The sequence below is a fragment of the Bradyrhizobium hipponense genome (assembly GCF_008123965.1).
Classification (GTDB): domain Bacteria; phylum Pseudomonadota; class Alphaproteobacteria; order Rhizobiales; family Xanthobacteraceae; genus Bradyrhizobium; species Bradyrhizobium hipponense.
Map to the genome: position 1 here is coordinate 1 of NZ_VSTH01000056.1, position 20,077 is coordinate 20,077.

General features: G+C 62.5%; 18 protein-coding genes and 1 tRNA gene. 10 read left to right on the forward strand and 9 right to left on the reverse strand.

The window, feature by feature from the left end; genetic code table 11:
* A partial coding sequence (locus FXV83_RS18000; protein ID WP_235939799.1) for a methyl-accepting chemotaxis protein occupies positions 1–561 on the forward strand: 561 nt, incomplete at its 5' end.
* 80 nt (positions 562–641) lie between these two features.
* Here the strand turns inward: FXV83_RS18000 and FXV83_RS18005 are convergent.
* Positions 642–1,043, reverse strand: coding sequence for a DUF3175 domain-containing protein (locus tag FXV83_RS18005; protein ID WP_148740741.1), 402 nt, complete (start codon positions 1,041–1,043; stop codon positions 642–644).
* Positions 1,044–1,218: 175 nt separating this feature from the next.
* Here FXV83_RS18005 and FXV83_RS18010 point away from each other — a divergent pair, with 175 nt between their 5' ends.
* The 3 genes from FXV83_RS18010 to FXV83_RS18020 all read left to right on the forward strand — a co-directional run bounded on the left by FXV83_RS18010 (position 1,219) and on the right by FXV83_RS18020 (position 5,238).
* Positions 1,219–2,706, forward strand: a complete 1,488-nt coding sequence (locus FXV83_RS18010) for an MFS transporter (protein WP_148740822.1) — start codon at positions 1,219–1,221, stop codon at positions 2,704–2,706.
* Between the two features lie 4 nt (positions 2,707–2,710).
* A complete protein-coding gene (gene otsB, locus FXV83_RS18015; RefSeq protein WP_148740742.1) occupies positions 2,711–3,535 on the forward strand; it encodes a trehalose-phosphatase in 825 nt (274 codons plus the stop codon).
* Positions 3,536–3,774: 239 nt separating this feature from the next.
* Positions 3,775–5,238, forward strand: a complete 1,464-nt coding sequence (locus FXV83_RS18020) for a trehalose-6-phosphate synthase (RefSeq protein WP_187435984.1) — start codon at positions 3,775–3,777, stop codon at positions 5,236–5,238.
* 150 nt (positions 5,239–5,388) lie between these two features.
* On the opposite strand, the gene FXV83_RS18025 is transcribed toward FXV83_RS18020, so the two are convergent.
* On the reverse strand, positions 5,389–5,730 hold the full coding sequence (locus tag FXV83_RS18025) for a hypothetical protein (RefSeq protein WP_148740744.1): 342 nt from the start codon (positions 5,728–5,730) through the stop codon (positions 5,389–5,391).
* Between the two features lie 195 nt (positions 5,731–5,925).
* Between FXV83_RS18025 and FXV83_RS18030 the strand changes: the two genes are divergently transcribed.
* Positions 5,926–6,015 (forward strand) — tRNA-Ser (locus FXV83_RS18030).
* A gap of 99 nt (positions 6,016–6,114) precedes the next feature.
* Here the strand turns inward: FXV83_RS18030 and FXV83_RS18035 are convergent.
* The 3 genes from FXV83_RS18035 to FXV83_RS44940 all read right to left on the reverse strand — a co-directional run bounded on the left by FXV83_RS18035 (position 6,115) and on the right by FXV83_RS44940 (position 9,231).
* Positions 6,115–7,425 carry a reverse transcriptase domain-containing protein gene (locus FXV83_RS18035; protein WP_148740745.1) on the reverse strand — a complete coding sequence of 437 codons (1,311 nt, stop codon included), beginning with the start codon at positions 7,423–7,425 and terminating at the stop codon, positions 6,115–6,117.
* Positions 7,426–8,366: 941 nt separating this feature from the next.
* Positions 8,367–8,708, reverse strand: coding sequence for an amidase family protein (locus FXV83_RS44935; RefSeq protein WP_148740746.1), 342 nt, complete (start codon positions 8,706–8,708; stop codon positions 8,367–8,369).
* A gap of 58 nt (positions 8,709–8,766) precedes the next feature.
* Positions 8,767–9,231, reverse strand: a complete 465-nt coding sequence (locus tag FXV83_RS44940; RefSeq protein WP_187435985.1) for an amidase family protein — start codon at positions 9,229–9,231, stop codon at positions 8,767–8,769.
* Between the two features lie 494 nt (positions 9,232–9,725).
* On the opposite strand from FXV83_RS44940, the gene FXV83_RS18050 reads away from it, so the two are divergent.
* The 5 genes from FXV83_RS18050 (at position 9,726) to FXV83_RS18070 (ending at position 14,722) form a co-directional block, all read left to right on the forward strand.
* Positions 9,726–10,514, forward strand: coding sequence for a nucleotidyltransferase family protein (locus FXV83_RS18050; RefSeq protein ID WP_148740748.1), 789 nt, complete (start codon positions 9,726–9,728; stop codon positions 10,512–10,514).
* Positions 10,515–10,518: 4 nt separating this feature from the next.
* Positions 10,519–11,241 carry a metallophosphoesterase family protein gene (locus FXV83_RS18055; RefSeq protein ID WP_148740823.1) on the forward strand — a complete coding sequence of 241 codons (723 nt, stop codon included), beginning with the start codon at positions 10,519–10,521 and terminating at the stop codon, positions 11,239–11,241.
* 501 nt (positions 11,242–11,742) lie between these two features.
* On the forward strand, positions 11,743–12,177 hold the full coding sequence (locus tag FXV83_RS18060; protein ID WP_148740824.1) for a CBS domain-containing protein: 435 nt from the start codon (positions 11,743–11,745) through the stop codon (positions 12,175–12,177).
* Between the two features lie 318 nt (positions 12,178–12,495).
* Positions 12,496–13,887 (forward strand): MmgE/PrpD family protein, encoded by a 1,392-nt coding sequence (locus FXV83_RS18065; protein WP_148740749.1) that lies wholly within the window; start codon positions 12,496–12,498, stop codon positions 13,885–13,887.
* 13 nt (positions 13,888–13,900) lie between these two features.
* A complete protein-coding gene (locus FXV83_RS18070; protein WP_148740750.1) occupies positions 13,901–14,722 on the forward strand; it encodes a phosphosulfolactate synthase in 822 nt (273 codons plus the stop codon).
* A gap of 149 nt (positions 14,723–14,871) precedes the next feature.
* Here FXV83_RS18070 and FXV83_RS18075 read toward each other — a convergent pair whose 3' ends face one another.
* From FXV83_RS18075 to FXV83_RS18085, 4 genes are all read right to left on the reverse strand, one after another.
* On the reverse strand, positions 14,872–15,570 hold the full coding sequence (locus FXV83_RS18075; RefSeq protein WP_148740751.1) for a uracil-DNA glycosylase: 699 nt from the start codon (positions 15,568–15,570) through the stop codon (positions 14,872–14,874).
* A gap of 188 nt (positions 15,571–15,758) precedes the next feature.
* Positions 15,759–18,185, reverse strand: coding sequence for a transketolase (locus tag FXV83_RS18080; protein ID WP_235939801.1), 2,427 nt, complete (start codon positions 18,183–18,185; stop codon positions 15,759–15,761).
* On the reverse strand, positions 18,086–18,706 hold the full coding sequence (locus FXV83_RS44105) for a transaldolase family protein (protein WP_235939809.1): 621 nt from the start codon (positions 18,704–18,706) through the stop codon (positions 18,086–18,088). The genes FXV83_RS18080 and FXV83_RS44105 overlap by 100 nt, the downstream gene beginning before the upstream one ends.
* Positions 18,707–19,509: 803 nt before the next feature.
* Positions 19,510–20,013, reverse strand: coding sequence for an Hsp20/alpha crystallin family protein (locus FXV83_RS18085; RefSeq protein ID WP_148740752.1), 504 nt, complete (start codon positions 20,011–20,013; stop codon positions 19,510–19,512).
* Positions 20,014–20,077 lie beyond the last annotated feature (64 nt).

A 20,077-nucleotide genomic window follows, 5' to 3' on the forward strand; every position in this document is an offset into this window, starting at 1 on the left:
GCCAAGGAAACCGACAGCCGGATCGGCAAACTCTCGCATGCCGCCCAGCAGATCGGCGAGGTCGTCAAGCTGATCACGGCGATCGCCGAGCAGACCAACCTTCTTGCGCTCAACGCCACCATTGAGGCGGCGCGCGCGGGTGAGGCCGGCCGCGGCTTTGCGGTGGTTGCCAGCGAAGTGAAGTCGCTGGCGAGCCAGACCGCCAAGGCGACGGACGAGATTTCGTCGCATATTGCGGGGATGCAGGGAGCCACGGCCGAATCGGTCGCCGCGATCAAGGAGATCGGCGCCACCATCGGCCAGATATCGTCGATCTCGACCTCGATCGCCAGCGCCGTCGAGCAGCAGGGCGCCGCCACCCAAGAGATCGCCCGCAGCGTCCAGACCGTCGCGCAGGGCACCCAGACCGCCGCCACCGACATCGGCCAGGTCAACCGCGGCGCCGCCGAGACCGGCTCGGCCTCGGAAGAGGTGCTGAACTCGGCCAAGACGCTGTCGTCCGAGAGCACCCGCCTGCGCGCCGAACTCGACCGCTTCATGGCGAATATCAGGGCGGCGTAGCGGTCCGCCGCCGCCACTGTCGTCCTGGATCAGCGCTCGTTTGTCCAGGACCACAGCGGCGTGAAGGCCTGTCCCGCGAATCATTCCTTCCCGAACGCCCGCTTCAACTCCACCTTCGCACGCTCCAATCGTGATCGCTGCGTCTTCGGCAGGTTCGTTCCCGCACGGTTGATATAGAACGTCAGCATCGACAGCGCAGAGCGATAGGCGCCCGCCTTGCGGCGTGAGCTGTGCTCGGCCGAGCGCTTCAGTGATGCTGCAATTCTCTTCGGGCTGGTCAGCTTGAATACACCGCGCTTCAGGTCGAGCGCGTCGCTCTCCCTGGTGACGCGCTGCGACCAGCGCTTCGGCGCGGCACGTTTCGAATGCTTGCGCGCGGTGGTGCTGCTCCGCGCGCTGGTCTTCCGGCGCGCCGTCTTTCGCGATCCGGCTTTTCGAGATCCGGTTTTGCGAGAATGTGTCGTCTTTCTGACTTGAGCCATGCGTCAACTCCTTGCGGCTCTACCGCAAACGGACGAGCCCGGGCGGTGTTCCCAAGGGAACCTGCCTTCGCCGCAGGCGTTGTTGCGGGTGGCAGACGGAATGCCGCGCTCCCATGATCGGATCGAATCGGTCCACGTCGCGTGTAACGTGGCATTGGTCAGACGCAACAACGCGATGGAATTGCAGCAAAGCCCAACGCTGGATTTTGGCCCTAAGGTCTCGGCGGCAGTCGCGGCGGAGCGTATCGTCGAGACCAGCATTCCGTCACGGCTCGATGCCCTGCCGTGGAGCGGCTTTCACACGCGCGTCGTGCTGGCGCTCGGCATCACCTGGATCCTCGATGGCCTCGAGGTGACGCTCGCTGGTGCGCTATCCGGTGCGCTGAAGCAGAGCCCGGCGCTGCATTTCACCAATCTCGATCTCGGCGTCGCAAACTCCGCCTATCTCGCCGGCGCGGTGCTCGGCGCGCTGGGCTTCGGCTGGCTCACCGACCGGATCGGCCGCAAGAAGCTGTTCTTCATCACACTCGCGGTCTATCTCTCGGCAACCGCCGCGACCGCGCTGTCCTGGGACATTGCGAGCTACGCGCTGTTCCGATTTCTCACCGGTGCCGGCATCGGCGGCGAATACACCGCGATCAACTCGACCATCCAGGAACTGGTGCCGGCGCGCTATCGCGGCTGGACCGATCTCATCATCAATGGAAGCTTCTGGATCGGCGCCGCGATGGGCGCCGTCGCCGCTATCGTGCTGCTCGACCCCGCGTTGATCGGACCCGATCTCGGCTGGCGCCTCGCTTATCTGATCGGCGCAACCATCGGGCTTGTGGTATTGCTGATGCGGATGTGGATTCCCGAGAGCCCGCGCTGGCTGATGGTCCACGGCCGGCCTGATCAGGCCCATGCGATCGTCGACGAGATCGAGCGCTCTGTCGTCGGGTGCGGCCAGGATGCAAACGACGGACGCTTCACCATGGTCCGCCTGAAGATGCGCGACCACACCCCGCTGGGCGAGGTCGTGCACACGCTGTTCTTCACATACCGCCAGCGCGCGCTGGTCGGTCTCGTGCTGATGAGCGCCCAGGCCTTCTTCTACAATGCGATCTTCTTCACCTTTGCGCTGGTGCTGACCGACTTCTATGGCATCAGCGCCGATCACATCGGCTGGTATCTGCTGCCGTTCGCGGCCGGCAACTTCCTCGGCCCGCTGCTGCTCGGCCGCCTGTTCGACACGCTCGGCCGCCGCACCATGATCATGCTCACCTATGGCGTCTCGGGCCTGTTGCTGGCGCTGTCGGGCTACCTGTTCTCGATCGGCGCCTTGAGCGCACAGGGCCAGACCATCGCCTGGATGGTGATTTTCTTCTTTGCGTCGCCAGCTGCAAGCGCGGCCTATCTCACCGTCAGCGAGACCTTTCCGCTGGAGGTCCGCGCGCTGGCGATCGCGGTGTTCTACGCGGTTGGCACCGGCATCGGCGGTGTGATCGGGCCGGCACTGTTCGGCGTGCTGATCGACACGGGATCACGCAACAGCGTGTTCGCCGGCTATTTGCTGGGGGCAATCCTGATGATCGCGGCCGCGATCGTGGCGTGGCGTTATGCCGTCTCGGCGGAGCGCAAATCGCTCGAACAAGTCGCGCGCCCGCTCGCCTTTATGGAGTAAGCTGATGAAATCGGAACTGGCGGAAATGGCATTCGATCAAAAGCGCATCCTGCCCGATGACGGCGAGGCGCCGGACGCGGTGCCGGTGCCGCATGCGCTCGTGCCGCATCTCGATAAGACCGCGATTCTGCTCGACATCGACGGCACGCTGCTCGAACTGATGCCGACGCCGCGCGAGGTCTGGGTGCCGCCGGGGCTGTCGAACACCCTGAACCGGCTGGTCGAACGCACGTCAGGCGCGCTGGCGCTGGTCAGCGGCCGCTCGCTCAACGACATCGACCTGATCTTCGCGCCCGACGTCTATCGCGCGGTCGGCGGCCACGGTGCGGAAATGCGCTTGTCGGTGGACAATGAAGCCGCGGCCGCGCACGCCCCGCCAATGGACAAGGAATTGAAGCGGCGGCTCGCCGCGATCGCGAAGCTCAGCCCCGGCATTCTGCTCGAGGACAAAGGTTATTCACTGGCGCTGCATTATCGCCTCGCGCCACATGCGGAGAAGGCAATTTTCGAAGCCGTCTCGCTGATCCGCGCCGACCTGCCCAACGCGCCAATCGAGGTGCTGCCCGGCAAGTTTGTCTGCGAGATCAAGCATTCCGGCTTCACCAAGGCGACCGGCGTGCGGGAACTCTTGAAGCATGAACCATTCAGGGGGCGCCGCCCGATCTTCATCGGCGACGACGTCACCGACGAAACCGTGTTCGCGATCATGCCGGACGTGAACGGGCTCGCCTTCTCGGTCGGCCGTCGCGTCATCGGCGTTGACGGTCACTTCGATGCGCCGAGCGACGTGCGTGAGTTTCTCGCGCGTCTGCTGGACGACGCCAGGTAAGGGCAAGACGGGACCAGGCGGTAGACACAATGCGAGCGACGCAGTTCCGTCGCGAAGCACGTGCTGCGCGATATAGGGCCCGCGAACTCTGTTCTTGCAGCAGAATCCGGGGGTTCCGCGAGCCAAACAGGTTCCAACGTGCCCGCCTGATTTTGGTTTCAATTGGTTGAAACGATGATCAGGAACCATATTGATGAACGTCAGTTAAACGGGGTGGAATGAACAGGAGGGGACGACCTGTGAACTTAGTCGTCGTTTCAAATCGAGTTGCGCGCGGCAAACCCAACGAACCCATGACGGGGGGCTTGGCTGCGGCCTTGCTCCCGGTTGTGGAACATTCGGGAGCGATCTGGGTGGGGTCCTCGGGCCGCGTGCGCGACGGCCATCAGAAGGAACCATTCGCCGAGATCGAGGCGCTCGGCACCGGCGCGATCGCGACGCTGGATCTGCCTGCGGCGCATTATGGCGGCTATTACGAAGGCTTTGCCAATTCGGCGCTGTGGCCGGCGCTGCATTCGCGCAGCGATCTGATCCGCGTTTCCCAGGACGACTACCTTAGCTATCGCGAGGTCAACGCCTTCATGGCGCGCGCTTTGTTGCGCTTCCGCAAGCCCAAGACCGCGTTCTGGGTGCAGGATTATCATTTCCTTGCGCTTGGCGCGGAGCTGCGCGACCTCGGCGTCGACGATCCGATCGGCTTCTTCCTGCACACGCCGTGGCCCGTGACCGCTGTGATGCAGGGCGTGCCAAATCATCGCGAGCTGCTCACGGCGATGCTGGCCTACGATCTCATCGGCTTCCAGACCCAGGAGGATTGCGAGAATTTTCTCGGTTATGTCGGCGGCGAGCTCGGCCTCACCATAGAGGATGGGATTGTCAGCTCGCAGCATGGCCGCACGCGCTGCCAAGTGTTTCCGATCGGCATCGATGCCGAGAAGTTCGCCGTCTATGCCGCGAAATCGGCCTCCCATCCCGACGTATCGCGGCTGCGCCGCAGCCTCAACGGCGAGCGGCTCGCGATCGGCGTGGATCGGCTTGACTATTCCAAGGGCCTCGTCAATCGCATCAGCGCGTTCGATCGGCTCTGGACCAGTTATCCGCAGCTCGCGCGCGGCATCTCGCTGCTGCAGATCGCTAACCCCTCGCGCGGAGCCATCGAGGCCTATGGCAATCTCCAGAACGACGTCGCGCGCCTAGTCACCGACGTCAACGGCCGCCATGGCGAGGTCGACTGGACGCCGATCCGCTATCTCAACAAGGGCTTCAGCCAGACCGTGCTCGCGGGTCTCTATCGCACCGCGCAGATCGGTGTGGTGACGCCGCTGCATGACGGCATGAACCTCGTTGCCAAGGAATATGTCGCCGCCCAAAACCCGGCCGATCCCGGCGTGCTGGTGCTGTCGAAATTCGCCGGCGCCGCCAACGAGCTCGACACCGCGTTGTTGGTCAATCCGCACGACATCGATGGCATGGCGCGCACGATCGCGGTCGCTGCCGCGATGCCGCTCACCGAGCGCAAGATGCGCTGGGACGCGATGATGAAGAAGCTGCGCGGCCACACCATCCAGCAATGGTCCGCCGATTTCGTCACCGAACTGGAAAAGTGCCGCACCGAAAAGGCCGCGGTCGCCCCGCTCGCCGCCCAGCCGCCGCAAGCGCTGCGCTGGCTGAAGTCGGCGATCTCCGGCGTGCGGTTGATCTGAATCTTCTCCTTCTGCCCGTTCTTACGGGGTGAGGGGCTCTATGCGCTGTCATTGCCGGGCTTGACCAGGCTTGACCCGGCGATCCGCGTCTTGCCGTGGGCTGTAAGGCCGTGGAAGCTCGGGCATGACGGCCTCGTGCTGCCGGGCACCTCAATAGCAATACGACACCCCATCCAGAATCGCGCAGCGCCGCTTATTCGGCGCGTTGGGATCATCCAGCGGCACCATGCCGTTGCCCTGGCCGACGAACACGCCGGGCCCGACATGCACCGAACTCTTGTTGCCGATGATCACGCTCGGATGCCGCGAGGCGCTCGAACGCGTGCCGTCCGGCCAGATGATGGCGTCGCCCGAAAGCATCCCCCGCCGCCCATCGTCGCAGCTGATTTCGGCCCCTTGGCGCGTGCAGACCTGCGCCAGAGCCGGCGCGGCGAAGGCGGCGCCCAGGGCCGAAATCAGGCTGAGCGCGGCGATGGTGTTGTGAATGGTCACGGCGACCCCAGGCGGTTGGCGTTCTCTGTAGAATCGTCGTGTCAAACCGGTCCCCGGTTCACCCAACGGGCGGTTCCAGGCTGCTTGGTTGGGTGCAGAGATTCTCTAGAAAATACAATAGCTTACGGAAAATTCACCCGATTTACCCGCGATCCCTTGCAAAATCATTGGCGCCCCTTCAAGAGAGAGCGCTCCGGAGAGATGGCCGAGTGGCTTAAGGCGCACGCTTGGAAAGCGTGTGTGCGGGAAACCGTACCGTGGGTTCGAATCCCACTCTCTCCGCCATACAGATGGCCACGCTACCCTAGCAAAATCAATAGGTTGTAGGCGTGGCGGGGCGCTGTGCCCCCATTGTGACCCCCAATGCGTCCCCAATTGCGGCTTCTACATCGTTGGAAGGGGAAGGGTGGCAGTATCGGATAGAACGTGCACACCCATCACTCGCCGTCGCACTTCCCCGGTGGCCCCCTGTGTCAGGGTGTAGGCGAACTTCCTCAGCTCTTGAATGCGGCGGTCGATTTCTGCGTCAAGATTCGTGAAGACATGGGTTGCGGTGGTATGGCGGAACGCTTGTGACCAGCCCCTGACAGTCTTGTGCAGCAACACCATTGCTTGGTGATAGCGCAGCACGTGCGAGGATGACTGTCCCGATACTGCTAGCCTCATCTCCTTCTTCGCTTGCGCAACCAGTTCGTCGCACTTCCTCAAGAAAGCGGCGGTGGCGGCTGACGAGGGTTGTCGTGAGGTCCCCGAAACTCTGTAGCCGAGCACGTCAGTCCCATCGTGGATGTTGCCCTCGTCGAACTTGCCGGACTGTCGAGCGGCGCGATCGTTTTCGTCGTAGACATCCATACCCATCAAGGCCAATCGATCCCGCGCCGAAGCAAAAGCAGCCATAACCTTTGCTCTGGTGGGTCCCAGAATGATGAAGTCGTCGATGTACCGGACGCATACGATGCCTCGACCGTTCATCTGCTCGTCAAAATCCCGGAGCGCGATGTTTGCTGCGAGCGCGGATAAGGCAGAGCCCTGGGCGACACCGAGGTCTGCGTCGGGAAAGAGGATGAACTGATCGCGCTCCTCCAGCTCGGCCTTGTTGCTTAGGTTTGTGGCAAGCGCGATCTTGAAGAGTTCTGTGAATTCTTGATCCGCAACGGCATCGGAAACGAACTCATTCACCCGTGCCAAGGGTATGCGAGTGAAGAAGTCTTTGATGTCAGATCTGACAAACCACGACTTGCCGCTGCGAACCGCATCGTCGATCAGCGACAGTCCATGAGGCACGCCGCGGTTCTTGACACCGCCCACGCTCGTCCTTGTTTCCATGACTTGCTTCACGGCGGGCACACCGGGCCATCTTTTTCGAGCCGGCGATGTATCAGAGCCAAAGCCTTGCAGCACTTCGAGGATCGCTCGACGTACAATGCGGTTGTCGATGGGGGCCATCACCAATGGACGAAAGCCCTTTCCCTTCCCCTTGGGGATGGTGATGCCTTTTTCTCCATCGAAGGCGAACGTGCTGTTGCGTAGGCGCTTACTGATTTGTTCGACATTGTTGAGCCAATTCTCATCGTAACTCTTGATGGCACCAACGGTCGTTTCGCTAGGGGACGACAGGCCGCTCTGCTTCACCGCCGCCCAAGATCGATGAAGCACCGCTCGCGACCTGAGCCTTTTGCAGAGATCATTGACCATCTACGCGCCAGTGGTGTGAGGCTCTATCGGTTCGCCCGCCCTCGGCCAAGATCAAGTCCGATCCCCAAGGCTCCGAAGGCGCAGTGTGCATCCCTCGGGTGCGACCTGATCCGAAGTAGCAACTGCCACCCGGACCTCACCCCCGGAACAACCGACGCTCAGATCGAGCCCGGCCCCCAGAAGCGAGTGGATCATTGCTGCGGAGCAGATCGCAGCGATAGCGGGCGCCAATCGCTTGGCACCTTTTTGCATGTCCTGGTCATCCGACGCGCTCCTTCCGGGTCCGCCTACCTTTTTGGCGGTGCCTGTCAAGAACTGCCCGCGACCCTCCACGCTGACGGAGAAAGAAAAGCTGCCAACCGTCCGATAGGTCCCCGTAACAGTGAGGGCTACGGTCAGCTTCCAACCCGCCGAGAGCGAAGTCCGATCCCCAAGGCTCCGAAGGCGCAGTGTGCATCCCTCGGGTGCGACCTGATCCGAAGTAGCAACTGCCACCCGGACCTCACCCCCGGAACAACCGACGCTCAGATCGAGCCCGGCCCCCAGAAGCGAGTGGACAAGATGTTCGCCTTATAGGTGAGTCGATTCCGAACCACAAGATAATGTGGCTCCGTCGTAGTGCATGCCCCCACATCATGTGGACGGAAGGCCTTTTTGGCTTGCAAAAAATGATGGGCCCCGAAGAGGCTTATACAGTGAGTCGCGCGGTTACCCGAGCAACTTGCGTGGCGGTCCACTCCCTTCCGCCGCGGGGGGTGCGGCGCTCCGTAAGGGCCCGTGTCACGCCGCTGAGAGATGTCACTCCAGTTCGCGCAAGGTCGCGAATGACGTCGGCGAGGTCCTCCGCCCGCTGCGAGATCATGCGGCGTTCTTCGTCGGCCACGATCGCCGTGATGCCCACAGTCAAGCGATTGGCGTGAGGCATGTCCGCCGCCATGACGTCAACCCCCACAAAATATGCCATGCTTGAATTCCTGCTCGATGCGGGCGGCAAAGGAGAGAAGCCGCTCGTCGCTGTGCGGAGATCCGACGATCTGCAACGAAACGGGCATGCCATTCCGATCGCGGCCGGCCGGGACTGCGAGCGCGGGGCATCCGAGGATGGACCAGACGTAAGTGATCATGATCCAGTCGATATAGGTCTCGGACGCCCGACCATCGATCTCGGTCGGCCAGCGGACGTCGACGGGCAATGGCGTGACCTGTGTGGTCGGACAGATCAGGATATCGAAATCCGCAAAGAAGCTCACGGCGCGCCGATACAGCGCCGCCCGGTCCGCCATCGCGCCTGCAATGTCAGCGGCGGACAGGTTTTCGCCATAGCCGACGTCGTCGGCAACCTCAGGCGTGAAGCTCGCGCGCGATTGCGGCTAATGCTTGCCCCAGGTCGCAAGGTAGGCGAAGCAGGAGCGCGCGGATGACACCGGGTACACCGGAGGGGTCGAGAGTAGCCTCGGTCATCGCGCAACCGGCGCACCGCAACCGGTCGATCGCGCGGCCGAAGCCCGATCGGATGTCACCGGCGACCGGTAGAAGATCAAGGTCCTCGGAATTCGCGACCCGTGCCGCCCAGTTAGGTCGTGCTGCCGCGTTCTGGAACGACATATGCTTTTTCTCGCGCGATATCAGATCGGCGGCATGGAAACCAGTCATCGCATCTAGCATCAATGCGAGATCGGCGATGGTCCGGGCCATCGGACCCTCGACGAAGACGGTGTCGAAGGGATCGGACAGTGGCTTGCGCGCTACAAGGCCAGGCGTGGGCCTTAGACCCGCCACACCACAGAAGGCGGCCGGCGGCCGCAAAGCAGAGGCCAGCCTTCACCGCCAGCCGCCTTGTCCATCAGGCGGCGCGGCGCGGAGCGGGCAGCATCGAAGCAGCGGACGGGTATCGCGTTGACCGCAGCACCTCGATCCTGTCGATAGCAGCGTCGACGACGTCGAGATTTCTGCGATCGCGACGGCTGGCGGCTGTCGGAAAGCGACTCGCCTCATCTCGCATGAAGCGGCGTTCGAGCCTCTGCGGAAGGCGCTCGCTGCCACCTTGGCTCGAACAACAAAGTGACAGCCGAGAGTCAACGATTTAATCTAGCCTGGGAGCACGAAAGTCGCTGGCGCGATCGGAAAACTCTGTTCGAACACGCTAAGCGCGGACAACCGCCGGCGTGATAGCGCGGCCCAGGTCTTTCCCGCGGCCCCTTGTTGCCGGTGGATCCGGGCCGAGGGAACCTTGCATGGTCTATTCGGTTGTCAGACAGGCATCCTCATGGCCGAAGCCGATGAGCTTTGAATGAGCCTTCATGGTGAAGGAAATCAGACCAGTCACCGGATCCATGACGGTCGATGCAGCCGCCGGGCCGACCGCGCCATCGGCCCGCGCCGAAGTATTTTACGCGCGGGCTTTGCGCGAGCTCGCGAAGCTCGACCTTCCGTTTCTGTTGGCCGGGACGTATGCGCTCAGCGCCTATACCGGCTTGGTGCGCGAGACCAAGGATCTCGATATCGTCTGCAAGCCGAGTGATTATCCACGTATTCTAAACCACTTCCGCGACCTGGGATATACCGTCGAAATCGAGGATGAGCGCTGGCTCGGCAAGGTGTTCCAGGATGAGTACTTTTTCGATGTGATCTTCGCGTTCTGGCATGGCATGGCTCCGGTGACGGACCAGTGGTTCGAAACCGCGCCGCGCATTGAGGTGTTCGGTACGCCGATGCGCGTTATCGCCCCGACGGAGTTGATCTGGTCCAAGGCCTTCGTCCAGCTGCGGCACCGTTACGACGGCGCGGATATTGCGCATCTCATTCTCAAACAGCATGATCAAATCGATTGGCGGCGTCTGCTTGCCCACATGGAATTGCATTGGGAGGTTCTTCTGGCGCACCTGCTCAATTTCCGTTGGGCCTACCCGAGTGAGCGCGATTGCGTGCCGCGCTGGCTGATGGACGAACTGGTCGCCCGCCTGAAGACCCAGTTCGAGCTTCCTCCTCCGCGTGTGAAGATATGTCGGGGCCGCCTGTTCTCGCAGATCGATTATCAGCTGGCCATCGATGAGTGGGGTTTTGTCGACGCGGACGTGGACAGTGAGTAGCGCGATGTCCACAGAATCCGAGAAGCTCACGTTCGCTGCCATTGGCGATCTCCACGTGAAGGAGGACCGCACGTTGACCTTTCGGGAGCTGTTTGCCGAGCTCTCGACCAAGGCCCAGGTGCTCGTTCTTTGCGGAGACCTCACTGACCTCGGCAAGCCGTCCGAAGCGGAACTTCTGGCAGAGGATTTGCGCGCTTGCTCGATTCCTGTTGTCGGCGTGCTCGGAAACCACGACTACGAATCCGGGCAGACGGAAGACGTAAAGAGAATTTTGAAGGGCGCCGGGATGCATCTGCTCAATGGACAGTCGTACGAGATCGACGGTGTCGCCTTCGTCGGTGTGAAGGGGTTCATCGGCGGATTTGGCCGTCGCATGCTTGCATCGTTCGGCGAGGCCGCCGTCAAGACCTTGGTGGCCGAAGCCATCAACGAGGCGACGCGCCTCGAGAATGCGATGCGCGCGGTGGCGAGCAAGCAGGCTGTCGTCGTCCTTCACTATGCGCCGATTCTCGATACGGTCGAGGGCGAGCCACTGGAGATTCTTCCGTTCCTCGGCTCATCACGTCTCGGCGAAACGATCGATCGATTTAAGGTGAGCGCGGTAGTGCACGGCCACGCTCATCGGGGCCGCTATGAGGGACACACACCCGGAGGCGCCCCGGTCTACAACGTCGCTCGGTCAATCGAGAAGCCCACCGGTCGCCCCTATGCCCTGATTGAGGTCTGAGCCGGATAGGCAGATCCGATTGGTGGGTCCAGCAGGACCAGTAGCGGAGAAATGATGCGGAAAGCGGATGTCCGCTGCGCAATCGATTAATGCACCGGAACGGACTAAGCCGCCCGGATATGCGCATGGACCTGAGGTGGGCCTGGTCGGGGCCGCGGAACACGACGTTCAAGCGGATGTTTAGATCGGAGGGTTCCGCCGAATGCTGCGATCAGTTCCTGATTGGCAAGGAAACATTCTCATAGCTGCCGCCTTACTTGATAGGAGAAAGCCATGACCAGGTTCCGAACAAAGCTGGAAGCGCAGACGAAGCAGATCATCGGCCAGATGCTCGGGGACCAACAACTCGTGCAGGAAGGCCTCGCACAGCAGCGGGAAGCCGCAAGCGAACCTAACGGCGGGCCGGAGGCGCAGCCGGAATCGGCCGCAGGTGGCTCATCCGCCGCTCAGGAACGCCAAATGTCACTGGGTGCGGGAGGCCAATCAGAGCGGAGGATTTCCATGAAAGTGTCTGATGTGATGACCTCGGACGTTCAGCTTTGCACACCCGAGGACACGGTAGGAGATGTAGCCCAAGCGATGGCGCGGCTTGACGTTGGGCTTTTGCCGGTTGCGGAAGGTGACTACCTCGTGGGAATGATCACCGACCGTGATCTCGCCATCCGCGTGCTTGGAAAAGACCGCGGACCGGACACCCAGATCAAGGCAGTCATGACCCCTGACGTCAAATATTGCTTCGAGGACCAGGACCTTGAGACGGTTTCCTGGAACATGGGCGATATTCAAGTCAGGCGGCTGCCGGTGCTCAATCGGCAAAAGCGGTTGGTGGGCATCCTTTCCTTGGGCGATATCGCGCGAAGCCACGAACGCGACGCAACCGCAGCCTCACTGCAGCAAATTTCGCGGCCCGGCGGTCAGCACACGCAAGCTGCCTAGACGGCGTAACACGACGACCGCATCCGTGCGGCCCGCCGACGAGCGCGACTGGTCATTCTGCTTAAGCGCGCTCATAGCCGCTCGCGTCTCCGTTGCAACCGTCTTAACGCTGTTACGTTGATACTGCATCGCAGGCAGGCGGCTTAGGGAATGCGTGTCGCCGCCAATGATGGTGTGGCCAACGTCGATTCGCGACGAACCAGTCTGCACGTAGCGACTGACCGCCATCCGGAAGCCCCTGCCGCCAAGGCGGCGGCTTTCCGCCGGCATTGCGACGAGGTACCCCCCGGCGGGGATCGAGACGAGGGACCCGCAGTGATGACCGAGGTACAGGAGCTTGCAAGCTTTGTGGAACGTGCCCGGCTGGAGGACTTGAGCGAGCGGGCGCTGGAGCAGCTGAAAATTCGTGTGTTGGACACGATCGGAGTGGCCATCGGGGCACTGAATGCTCCACCAATCGCGACGATCCGCGGCCTTGTCACCGAGCTTGGCGGTCGTCCGTGCTCCACGCTCATCGGCGGCGGCCGCACCGCGCCGGACCGCGCCGCGTTCTACAATGGCGCTCTCAGCCGCTACCTCGATTTCATGGACAGCTATGTCGCGGCTGGCGAGACGTGCCATCCATCCGACAATCTCGGCGCAGTCCTGGCCGCGGCCGAGATGCGGGAGGCGAGTGGCGCCGATCTACTCACCGCGCTCGCTGTCGCTTACCAGATCCACACCCGATTAAGCGATGTCGCTCCGGTCCGCGACAGGGGCTTTGATCATACCACACAGGGGGCGTACGCCGCCGCTGCAGGTGCGGCCAAGGCGCTGGCGTTGCCGCCCGCGCGGATCGCGCATGCGATGGCGATCAGCGGCACCGCCAACAATGCGCTGCGTGTCACGCGCACGGGCGCGCTGTCTCACTGGAAGGGACTAGCTTATCCAAATACAGCGATGTCGGCGACACACGCCGCGCTGCTCGCAAGCCGCGGAATCACCGGACCCGAAACGGTATTCGAGGGCACCAAGGGATTTAAGGAGGTGATCGCCGGTCCCTTCGAGATTGATTGGCGACAAGAGGATCTGGAAGGCGTACGCCGAACGATCGTGAAACGGCACAATGCCGAGATCCACGCCCAATCCGCGCTCGACGCGGCGCTCGACATTCGTGCTCGCCTTGGCTTCGAGGTAACTGCAGTCTCTGCAATCCGGCTCAAGACGTTTGCGGTAGCCCATCGCATCATTGGCGGTGGCGAGGAAGGCGACAAGCGAACCGTGCGAACCAAGGAGGAGGCGGATCACAGTCTGCCTTATATGCTGGCAGTTGCGCTAATCGATGGCGAAGTGCAGCCGGAACAATACGCACCGGAGCGAATCGCCGCCGCCGATGTCCAGATGTTGCTGCGCAAGGTGACTGTCACGCCAGCTTCGAACCTGTCGGCGCAGTTCCCGCACAGGCTCCCTGCCGATCTCGAAATCGAACAGGAGGACGGAAGCGTGTTTCGTGCCCAGCGCGACGATTATCACGGCTTTCATACCAAGCCATTTGACTGGACCGCTGCACGCCGCAAGTTCGATCGCGTCACGTCCGCCTTTACGAACGCTTCCGAGCGCGACGCACTCGCCGAGGTGATCGCAACGCTGGATGAGCGCCCGGTTGCGGCCCTCACGTCGCTCCTCGGCGACATCCGAGTTGCGCCCATCGAGGCGCGCATAAATCTCTGAGGAGGACGAAGCCATGGCAGAAACCACGTTTTCCTTCATCCCCCGGGCGGCGCGTTCGGCCAAGCCGCGGCGGATCGGGATCACCGAGATCCGAGGTCCCTATTACAGCGCGTATGGTCCCCGCCATCTTGCCGATATCCTGGAAACGGTCGGCACCTATGTCGACGGCTTCAAATATGCTGGCGGCTCGTTTGCGCTCATGCCGGCCGAGGCGGTCTGGTCGATCAACAAATTGGCACACGATCATGATGTTTACGTCTCAACCGGTGGCTGGATCGAAAATGTCATGCGCTTCGGCGCGGACGTCATCGATCGCTACATCGAGGAGGCGAGGGCGCTTGGCTTTGACGTGATCGAGATTTCTACGGGCTTCATCAGCTTGCCGACCGATAGCCTGTTGCGGGTGGTGCAGAAGGTCAAGAAAGCGGGGCTGAAGGCGAAGCCCGAACTGGGTATTCAGTTCGGCGCTGGCGGCAGCACGTCGGCTGAGGAGCTCGCAGCCGAGGGCACCAAGGATGTCGGCTGGCTGATCGCTCAAGCTGAGCGTGCGCTCGATGCCGGCGCCGACATCATCATGATCGAAAGCGAAGGGATCACCGAGAACGTGAGCACGTGGCGCACTGATGTGGTCGCCCGCATCATCAATCAGCTCGGGCTCGAAAAGGTGATGTTCGAAGCAGCCGACCCGCCGGTATTCGAATGGTACGTCAAGAACTACGGAAACGAGGTCAATCTGTTCGTTGACCACAGCCAGATCGTGCAGCTCGAGGCGCTGCGCTCGGGAATCTGGGGCACCAAGAGCACCTGGGGTCGAATTCAGAATCCATCCGGTTGATGGGTGGACCGGGTGACGGATCGGATATGAGCCGCGGCGGAGAGCGCTTTCAGTCAACACCCCGGAAACTAGGGGAGGGAGATAAGGCGCGAGGTGACATCGCGGTCGACGAAGCGCCAACTCCTCACCGGCCTGCCTCGTCGAAATCTTCAAGCACGCTTCGGATCCAGGTGAGCAGCCGATTCTTGCCAAGCCCGCCGCAGATCGGCGACCGCCTGACCCCAAGCGTCGCCGTTACGTCCGCCGAAACGGCGGACATAGGCTGGGTGGAAAGTGATGCGGAGCGGATGGCCTTCAAATTGAAGCTTTGCCTTGCGCGTCACGCGGATCGATTGCGATTCGCCAAACAGGCGGGACGCTGTGTTGCCAAGGGCAACGATGACGCCTGGTTTGGAACGCCGGATGTCGGTCAGCACAGCTGCGCCATAGTGATCGACTTCCTCGATCGTTGGGCTGCGATTGCGTGGCTTGCGGTCCCTGGAATATGCGATTGGCCTGAAAGGGATCGCGTTTGCCAGACGTACCTGTTGGGGGTCGATCCCAGCCTCGTCCAGCATCTCGCGCAGCGCCCTGCCGGCCGGACCGACAAAGGGCCGGCCCTGCGCGATTTCCTCGGCGCCGGGTGCCTCGCCAACGACGTACAGCCGCGGTCGCCGAAACCGGCCCTCAGGTGCGACACGTTGGTGATCGAGGTGTGTGTTGGTGTTGCCTACGCTCGCCTTGGCCATCGCTGCACCAAATCTGGCAATGCATATTTCCGATTCCATCAACTGCTGTCGCGCCAATGATTTCCAACAGATTCGAAGGCGCCCGGCGGTGAAATTCGCCTTGGAACCGACGCTCGCCAACGCGAGTTTTCAAGCGCGCGGCAAGTGAAGCGTGAGCGGGGATGAGCGGGAAATTCGCGCACCTCGAAAAGGAACTCTTGATAGCGCAGGGTGCGCCGCGTGATCCTACATCGCTTCGATCGTCCCTTCCTGACCTGTTCCCGGGCGCAAATGCCGCCCCTACGTTTGCGCCATAGCGCCCTCAGTAGTCACGCCGCAAGCTGCAGCACGCGCTGCTCGATCGCGCTGCGCGAAATGCCGAAGCGGTCGAGCAACGCCGGGCCAGGGCCGGAGCGCGGCAGCTGGCTGATGCCGAGACGGTAAACCGGAGCGATCGCACCAACCGCAACGGTCACCGCATCGCCAAGACCGCCATCGACCGCATGATCCTCGACGACGATGAGACCCCCGGTGTCGCGAGCCGCTGTCGATACCGTGTCGTCGTCGAGCGGCTTGACCGAATAGGCGTCGATCACGCGGATCGGAATGCCGCGCCCGTTGAGCATGTCGTAGGCGGCAAGCGCTTCGTGCACGGTTATGCCGGCCGCCACCACGGTGAGCCGATCATGCGGCGATGCGCGCAACACCTTGCTGCCGCCGATCGGAAACTCCTCGGTGTTGGGATAAATTACCGGCGTCTTCGGCCGCGTGGTCCGGATGTAGACGATGCCGTTCGCGTCCGCCGCCGTCGTGGTCAGCCGCTCGGCGCTGACCGCATCCGCCGGGTACAGAACAGTGCTCTCCATCAGCGCGCGGAACATCGCGAGGTCCTCAAGTCCCATCTGGGACGGACCGTCCTCGCCGATCGACACGCCGGCGTGGCTGCCGCAAAGAACGAGGTGGGCGGGCCGAGAATACTGCGCCATGCGGATGAAGTCGTAGGCGCGCGTAAGGAAGCACGCAAACGTCGACGCGTACGGGACCTTACCTGCCGCCGCAAGGCCGAGGGCGACACCGACCATATTCTGCTCGGCGATAAAGCTCTCGAAGAATCGATCCGGATATTGGGCTGCAAACGCCCCAACCCCGGTCGAGTTCTTCACGTCGCCGTCAAGCGCCACGACGGCGGGGTTCGCCGCGCCGAGCTTCTCCAATGCGTGCCCGAACGCCACGCGGGTCGCGACCTTGTCGCCCAGCCGATACGCTGGTGCCGAGGGCGCCGTGGCCGCAGGCTGCGGGCCTGCCACCTGGCCGACCCGGCGTGCCTCGACGGCGGGCGCAGGTCCGGCATCACCCAGTTCGTCGAGTGCCTGGGACATTTGTCTGCGGTCGAGCGGTTTGCCGTGCCATCCATCGGCTCCCTCAAGGAACGAGACTCCCTTGCCCTTGATGGTGCGTGCGAGGATTGCGGTCGGGCCTCCTCCGTCGCGCGCAGCACGAAATGCCGCAAGGATTGCTGCCATGTCGTGGCCGTCGATCTCGATGGTTCGCCAGCCAAAGCTCGCGAACCGGCGCGCGAACACGCTGCTGTCGTGGTGATAGGGCGCCGCCTCACTCTGGCCGAGACCATTGACGTCGACGATCGCCGTCACGTTTGCGAGGCCGTTGAGCGAAGCAAACTGCGCCGCCTCCCACACCGAGCCTTCCGAGCACTCGCCGTCGCCGAGCAGGCAGAACACACGAGCATCGATGTGGTCGAGGCGGTTCGCCACCGCGAGCCCGTTGGCCGCGGCGAGGCCCTGTCCAAGCGATCCGGTCGCGATCCTGACCCACGGGTTCAGCGGGGTCGGATGGCCCTCCAGCGTGCTGTCGATCCGGCGCAGCGACAGCGGGTCCTCTCTGACGGCGCCGGCTTCATGCAGTGCGGCCCACAGGATCGGCGCGGCATGGCCCTTCGACAAAACGAATGTGTCGACATTGCGCGCTGCCGCATCGTTCGGGTCCCAGCGCATCTCGCGGAAGAAAAGCGCCGCGACGATGTCGGCGCACGACATGCAAGAGGTGGGGTGGCCCGAACCCGCTTCCGTCGTCATGCGGATCACCAGTCGCCGCAGCCGCCTAGCCTCCGTCTGCAAGTCATTCAGGTCGCGGAACGTCATGGCGCGATCGCCTTTGGTGGCGATCTGATTGAGCAGCTTATCGTAGGGATCGATGAACTTCTGGACCGCATCATTCTCGAGTTCGGCCGCGACCAGGTCGAACCGCACGCCGGTCCGCTCGAGATCCGCCATCACGCGCTCGGCGTCCGGCATGCCGTGTGTGACGGTGGCTCCCACGGTACCGTGGTCGCGGAACGCCGCGATGGTCTTGCGCGGCATCGTATTAATGGTCATCGGGCCGATCAACGGCTCGACGTACATGAGATCCGGATAGTTCGGGCTCTTCGTGCTGGTGCTCGCCCACAGCATTCGCTGCACACGCGCCCCTTTCTCGGCGAGCGCAATCCAGCGAGTGCTCTCCAGGATGTGGCCGAATGCCCGGTAGGCGAGCTTGGCATTGGCGATCGCGACCCGGCCCAGAAGACTGCGCGGGTCGGGATCGGAAGGCGGGCGATCGGGCACGATGCGTTGGCGCAACAACCTATCGACCAGCACATCTATGCGGCTGAGGAAAAAGCTTGCGACCGAAGCGATCCGATTGATCGATCGACCGGCCTCGAGCCGGCGTTCAAGTGCCCGCAGGTAGGCCTCGGCCACGGCCTCGTAACGGGCGATCGAGAACAGCAGGGTGATGTTGACGTTAATCCCCCCTCGAACAGCAGTTGCTCGACGGCCGGAACCCCAGCCGGCGTGCCGGGAATCTTGATGAACAGGTTGGACCGGCCGACCAGCTTCCACAGCCTCCGTGCCTCCTCGATCGAGGCCTCGGTATTATGGGCGAGGTGCGGCGACACTTCGAGGCTTACGAATCCGTCGACGCCATCGGATTCCTCATACACCGGGCGCAGGATATCGCAGGCATCACGCACGTCGGCGGCAATCAATTCTTCGTAGATGCCGGCGGGGGAGCGGCCTGCCGCGGCCGCGTGCGCGATGTCTTGGTCATAGTCAGCCCCCTCCGCCACCGCCTTCTCGAAAATTGCGGGGTTCGACGTGATGCCGCGCAGGCCTTCCTCGGCGACCCGCCGCGTCAGATCGCCACTGCGGATCATTCGCCGGGTGAGATCATCCATCCAGCAGCTCTGATCCTGCGTCAAAAGTTCGACCGTCCGGTTCATGCGCGTTCTCCGTTATGCAAACATCTGAGGGCGGCGACAGAAATACAGACAGCGAACCAGTCCCCTGGATCGATGTCGTCAGACGCCGTGGCCGCGACTCGCTCGTCGCGCCGACGCGGTGGCCAGAGCGGCTCAGTCGGACTCGCCGTGGCCGTGCGCAATGGCGTCGGGAAGAGAATCGCGCAACGCGCCATTTTCGAGCAGCACGGAGCGGACGGCGCTATCATCGGCCAGCATGGTAATAGCCTGAGGGCCGCCGCGCCTTCGTCGCACAGGAACCATATCGCAGCCAATCGTGATCTGTCTTGCACTCAACAGAATGCACACGCTCGCGTTCCTGAGTTCCGGCTGGCAATTCCTCGCAAGAGGCCGGTGAAGCTGCGAGAATGTTGGGAACGAACAACGCTTTGCTGCGGGGTCCATTTATCGTTTCGAGGGACTGAGCCTCGCAACAGGCCTACAAGCTACCGACGCTCGGTGATGGCGGCTCCCACATGCGACGACGGGTCGAATGGAACGGAGTTCCTCACTGTGCATCGTGCTTGGGCAATGGCCGGCTGCCTCTGACGGACAGGCGTACGGCCATGCGAAGCCGTCGGTCGGTCTCTTCCTCGCTCTCCCGAACGCCGAGCAAGGCGAGGCGTTGTGGAATGCCGATCGTGGAAATCAGGAATTGTTCGCGCTCCCAAGGCGCGACTGGCAGTGCCCGCGCGCCGATGTTGGGATCGCCGGGGATATAGCAGTCACGAGCGATCCCGGTGCGAAACGCTGGTTAAGTTTCGTCTCGGACGAAGTCCGATGGGTCAGGATTTCTTGACCTCTATCCTCCTCTCGCGCTTCTGCGCTTCGGCGGTTTTCGGGAGCGTCAACGTCAGCACACCGTTCTTGAAGGACGCGTCGATCTTTCCCGGATCAACGGTCTCGGGAATACGAAACGCCCGCTGAAAGGAGCCAAACCGGCGCTCGGAAACAAAGTAATCTTTCTTCCTTTCTTCCTTTTCGACCTTTTTCTCACCCCTGATCGTCAGCGTGCTGTCGGTGCATTTCACCTCGACATCCTTGTCGTCCATCCCGGGGAGTTCGGCGGTGATCTGGAATGCATCCTCCTTTTCAACCACGTCGACGGGCGGTGAGCTGACGAACGGAAGGTCTTCCCGCGCAACCGAGTGGAACGGAAACCGTCCAAATCCGCCGATGAAATCGTCGAACATGCGATCGATTTCGCGACGGAATGATTCAAACGGGCGCCATTCCGCGATGCTACGAACAGGTTCGCTGCGGACTGGCAACTTACTCTCTCCAGCCATGCTAAGCCCTCCATCTTGAGTCCGAGTACTCGCGTTTCGCCTTGGCCTGGCCGCGCCAGGCTCT

Bases quoted from the DNA above. Each gene is read 5' to 3' on its own strand.
- FXV83_RS18010 (WP_148740822.1), top strand. From the start codon at position 1,219: ATGGAATTGCAGCAAAGCCCAACGCTGGATTTTGGCCCTAAGGTCTCG.
- FXV83_RS18060 (WP_148740824.1), top strand. From the start codon at position 11,743: ATGAAAGTGTCTGATGTGATGACCTCGGACGTTCAGCTTTGCACACCC.
- FXV83_RS44105 (WP_235939809.1), bottom strand. From the start codon at position 18,706: ATGAACCGGACGGTCGAACTTTTGACGCAGGATCAGAGCTGCTGGATG.
- FXV83_RS18050 (WP_148740748.1), top strand. From the start codon at position 9,726: ATGGTGAAGGAAATCAGACCAGTCACCGGATCCATGACGGTCGATGCA.
- FXV83_RS18035 (WP_148740745.1), bottom strand. From the start codon at position 7,425: ATGGTCAATGATCTCTGCAAAAGGCTCAGGTCGCGAGCGGTGCTTCAT.
- FXV83_RS18055 (WP_148740823.1), top strand. From the start codon at position 10,519: ATGTCCACAGAATCCGAGAAGCTCACGTTCGCTGCCATTGGCGATCTC.
- FXV83_RS44935 (WP_148740746.1), bottom strand. From the start codon at position 8,708: ATGGCGGACCGGGCGGCGCTGTATCGGCGCGCCGTGAGCTTCTTTGCG.
- otsB (WP_148740742.1), top strand. From the start codon at position 2,711: ATGAAATCGGAACTGGCGGAAATGGCATTCGATCAAAAGCGCATCCTG.
- FXV83_RS18070 (WP_148740750.1), top strand. From the start codon at position 13,901: ATGGCAGAAACCACGTTTTCCTTCATCCCCCGGGCGGCGCGTTCGGCC.
- FXV83_RS18085 (WP_148740752.1), bottom strand. From the start codon at position 20,013: ATGGCTGGAGAGAGTAAGTTGCCAGTCCGCAGCGAACCTGTTCGTAGC.
- FXV83_RS18065 (WP_148740749.1), top strand. From the start codon at position 12,496: ATGACCGAGGTACAGGAGCTTGCAAGCTTTGTGGAACGTGCCCGGCTG.
- FXV83_RS18005 (WP_148740741.1), bottom strand. From the start codon at position 1,043: ATGGCTCAAGTCAGAAAGACGACACATTCTCGCAAAACCGGATCTCGA.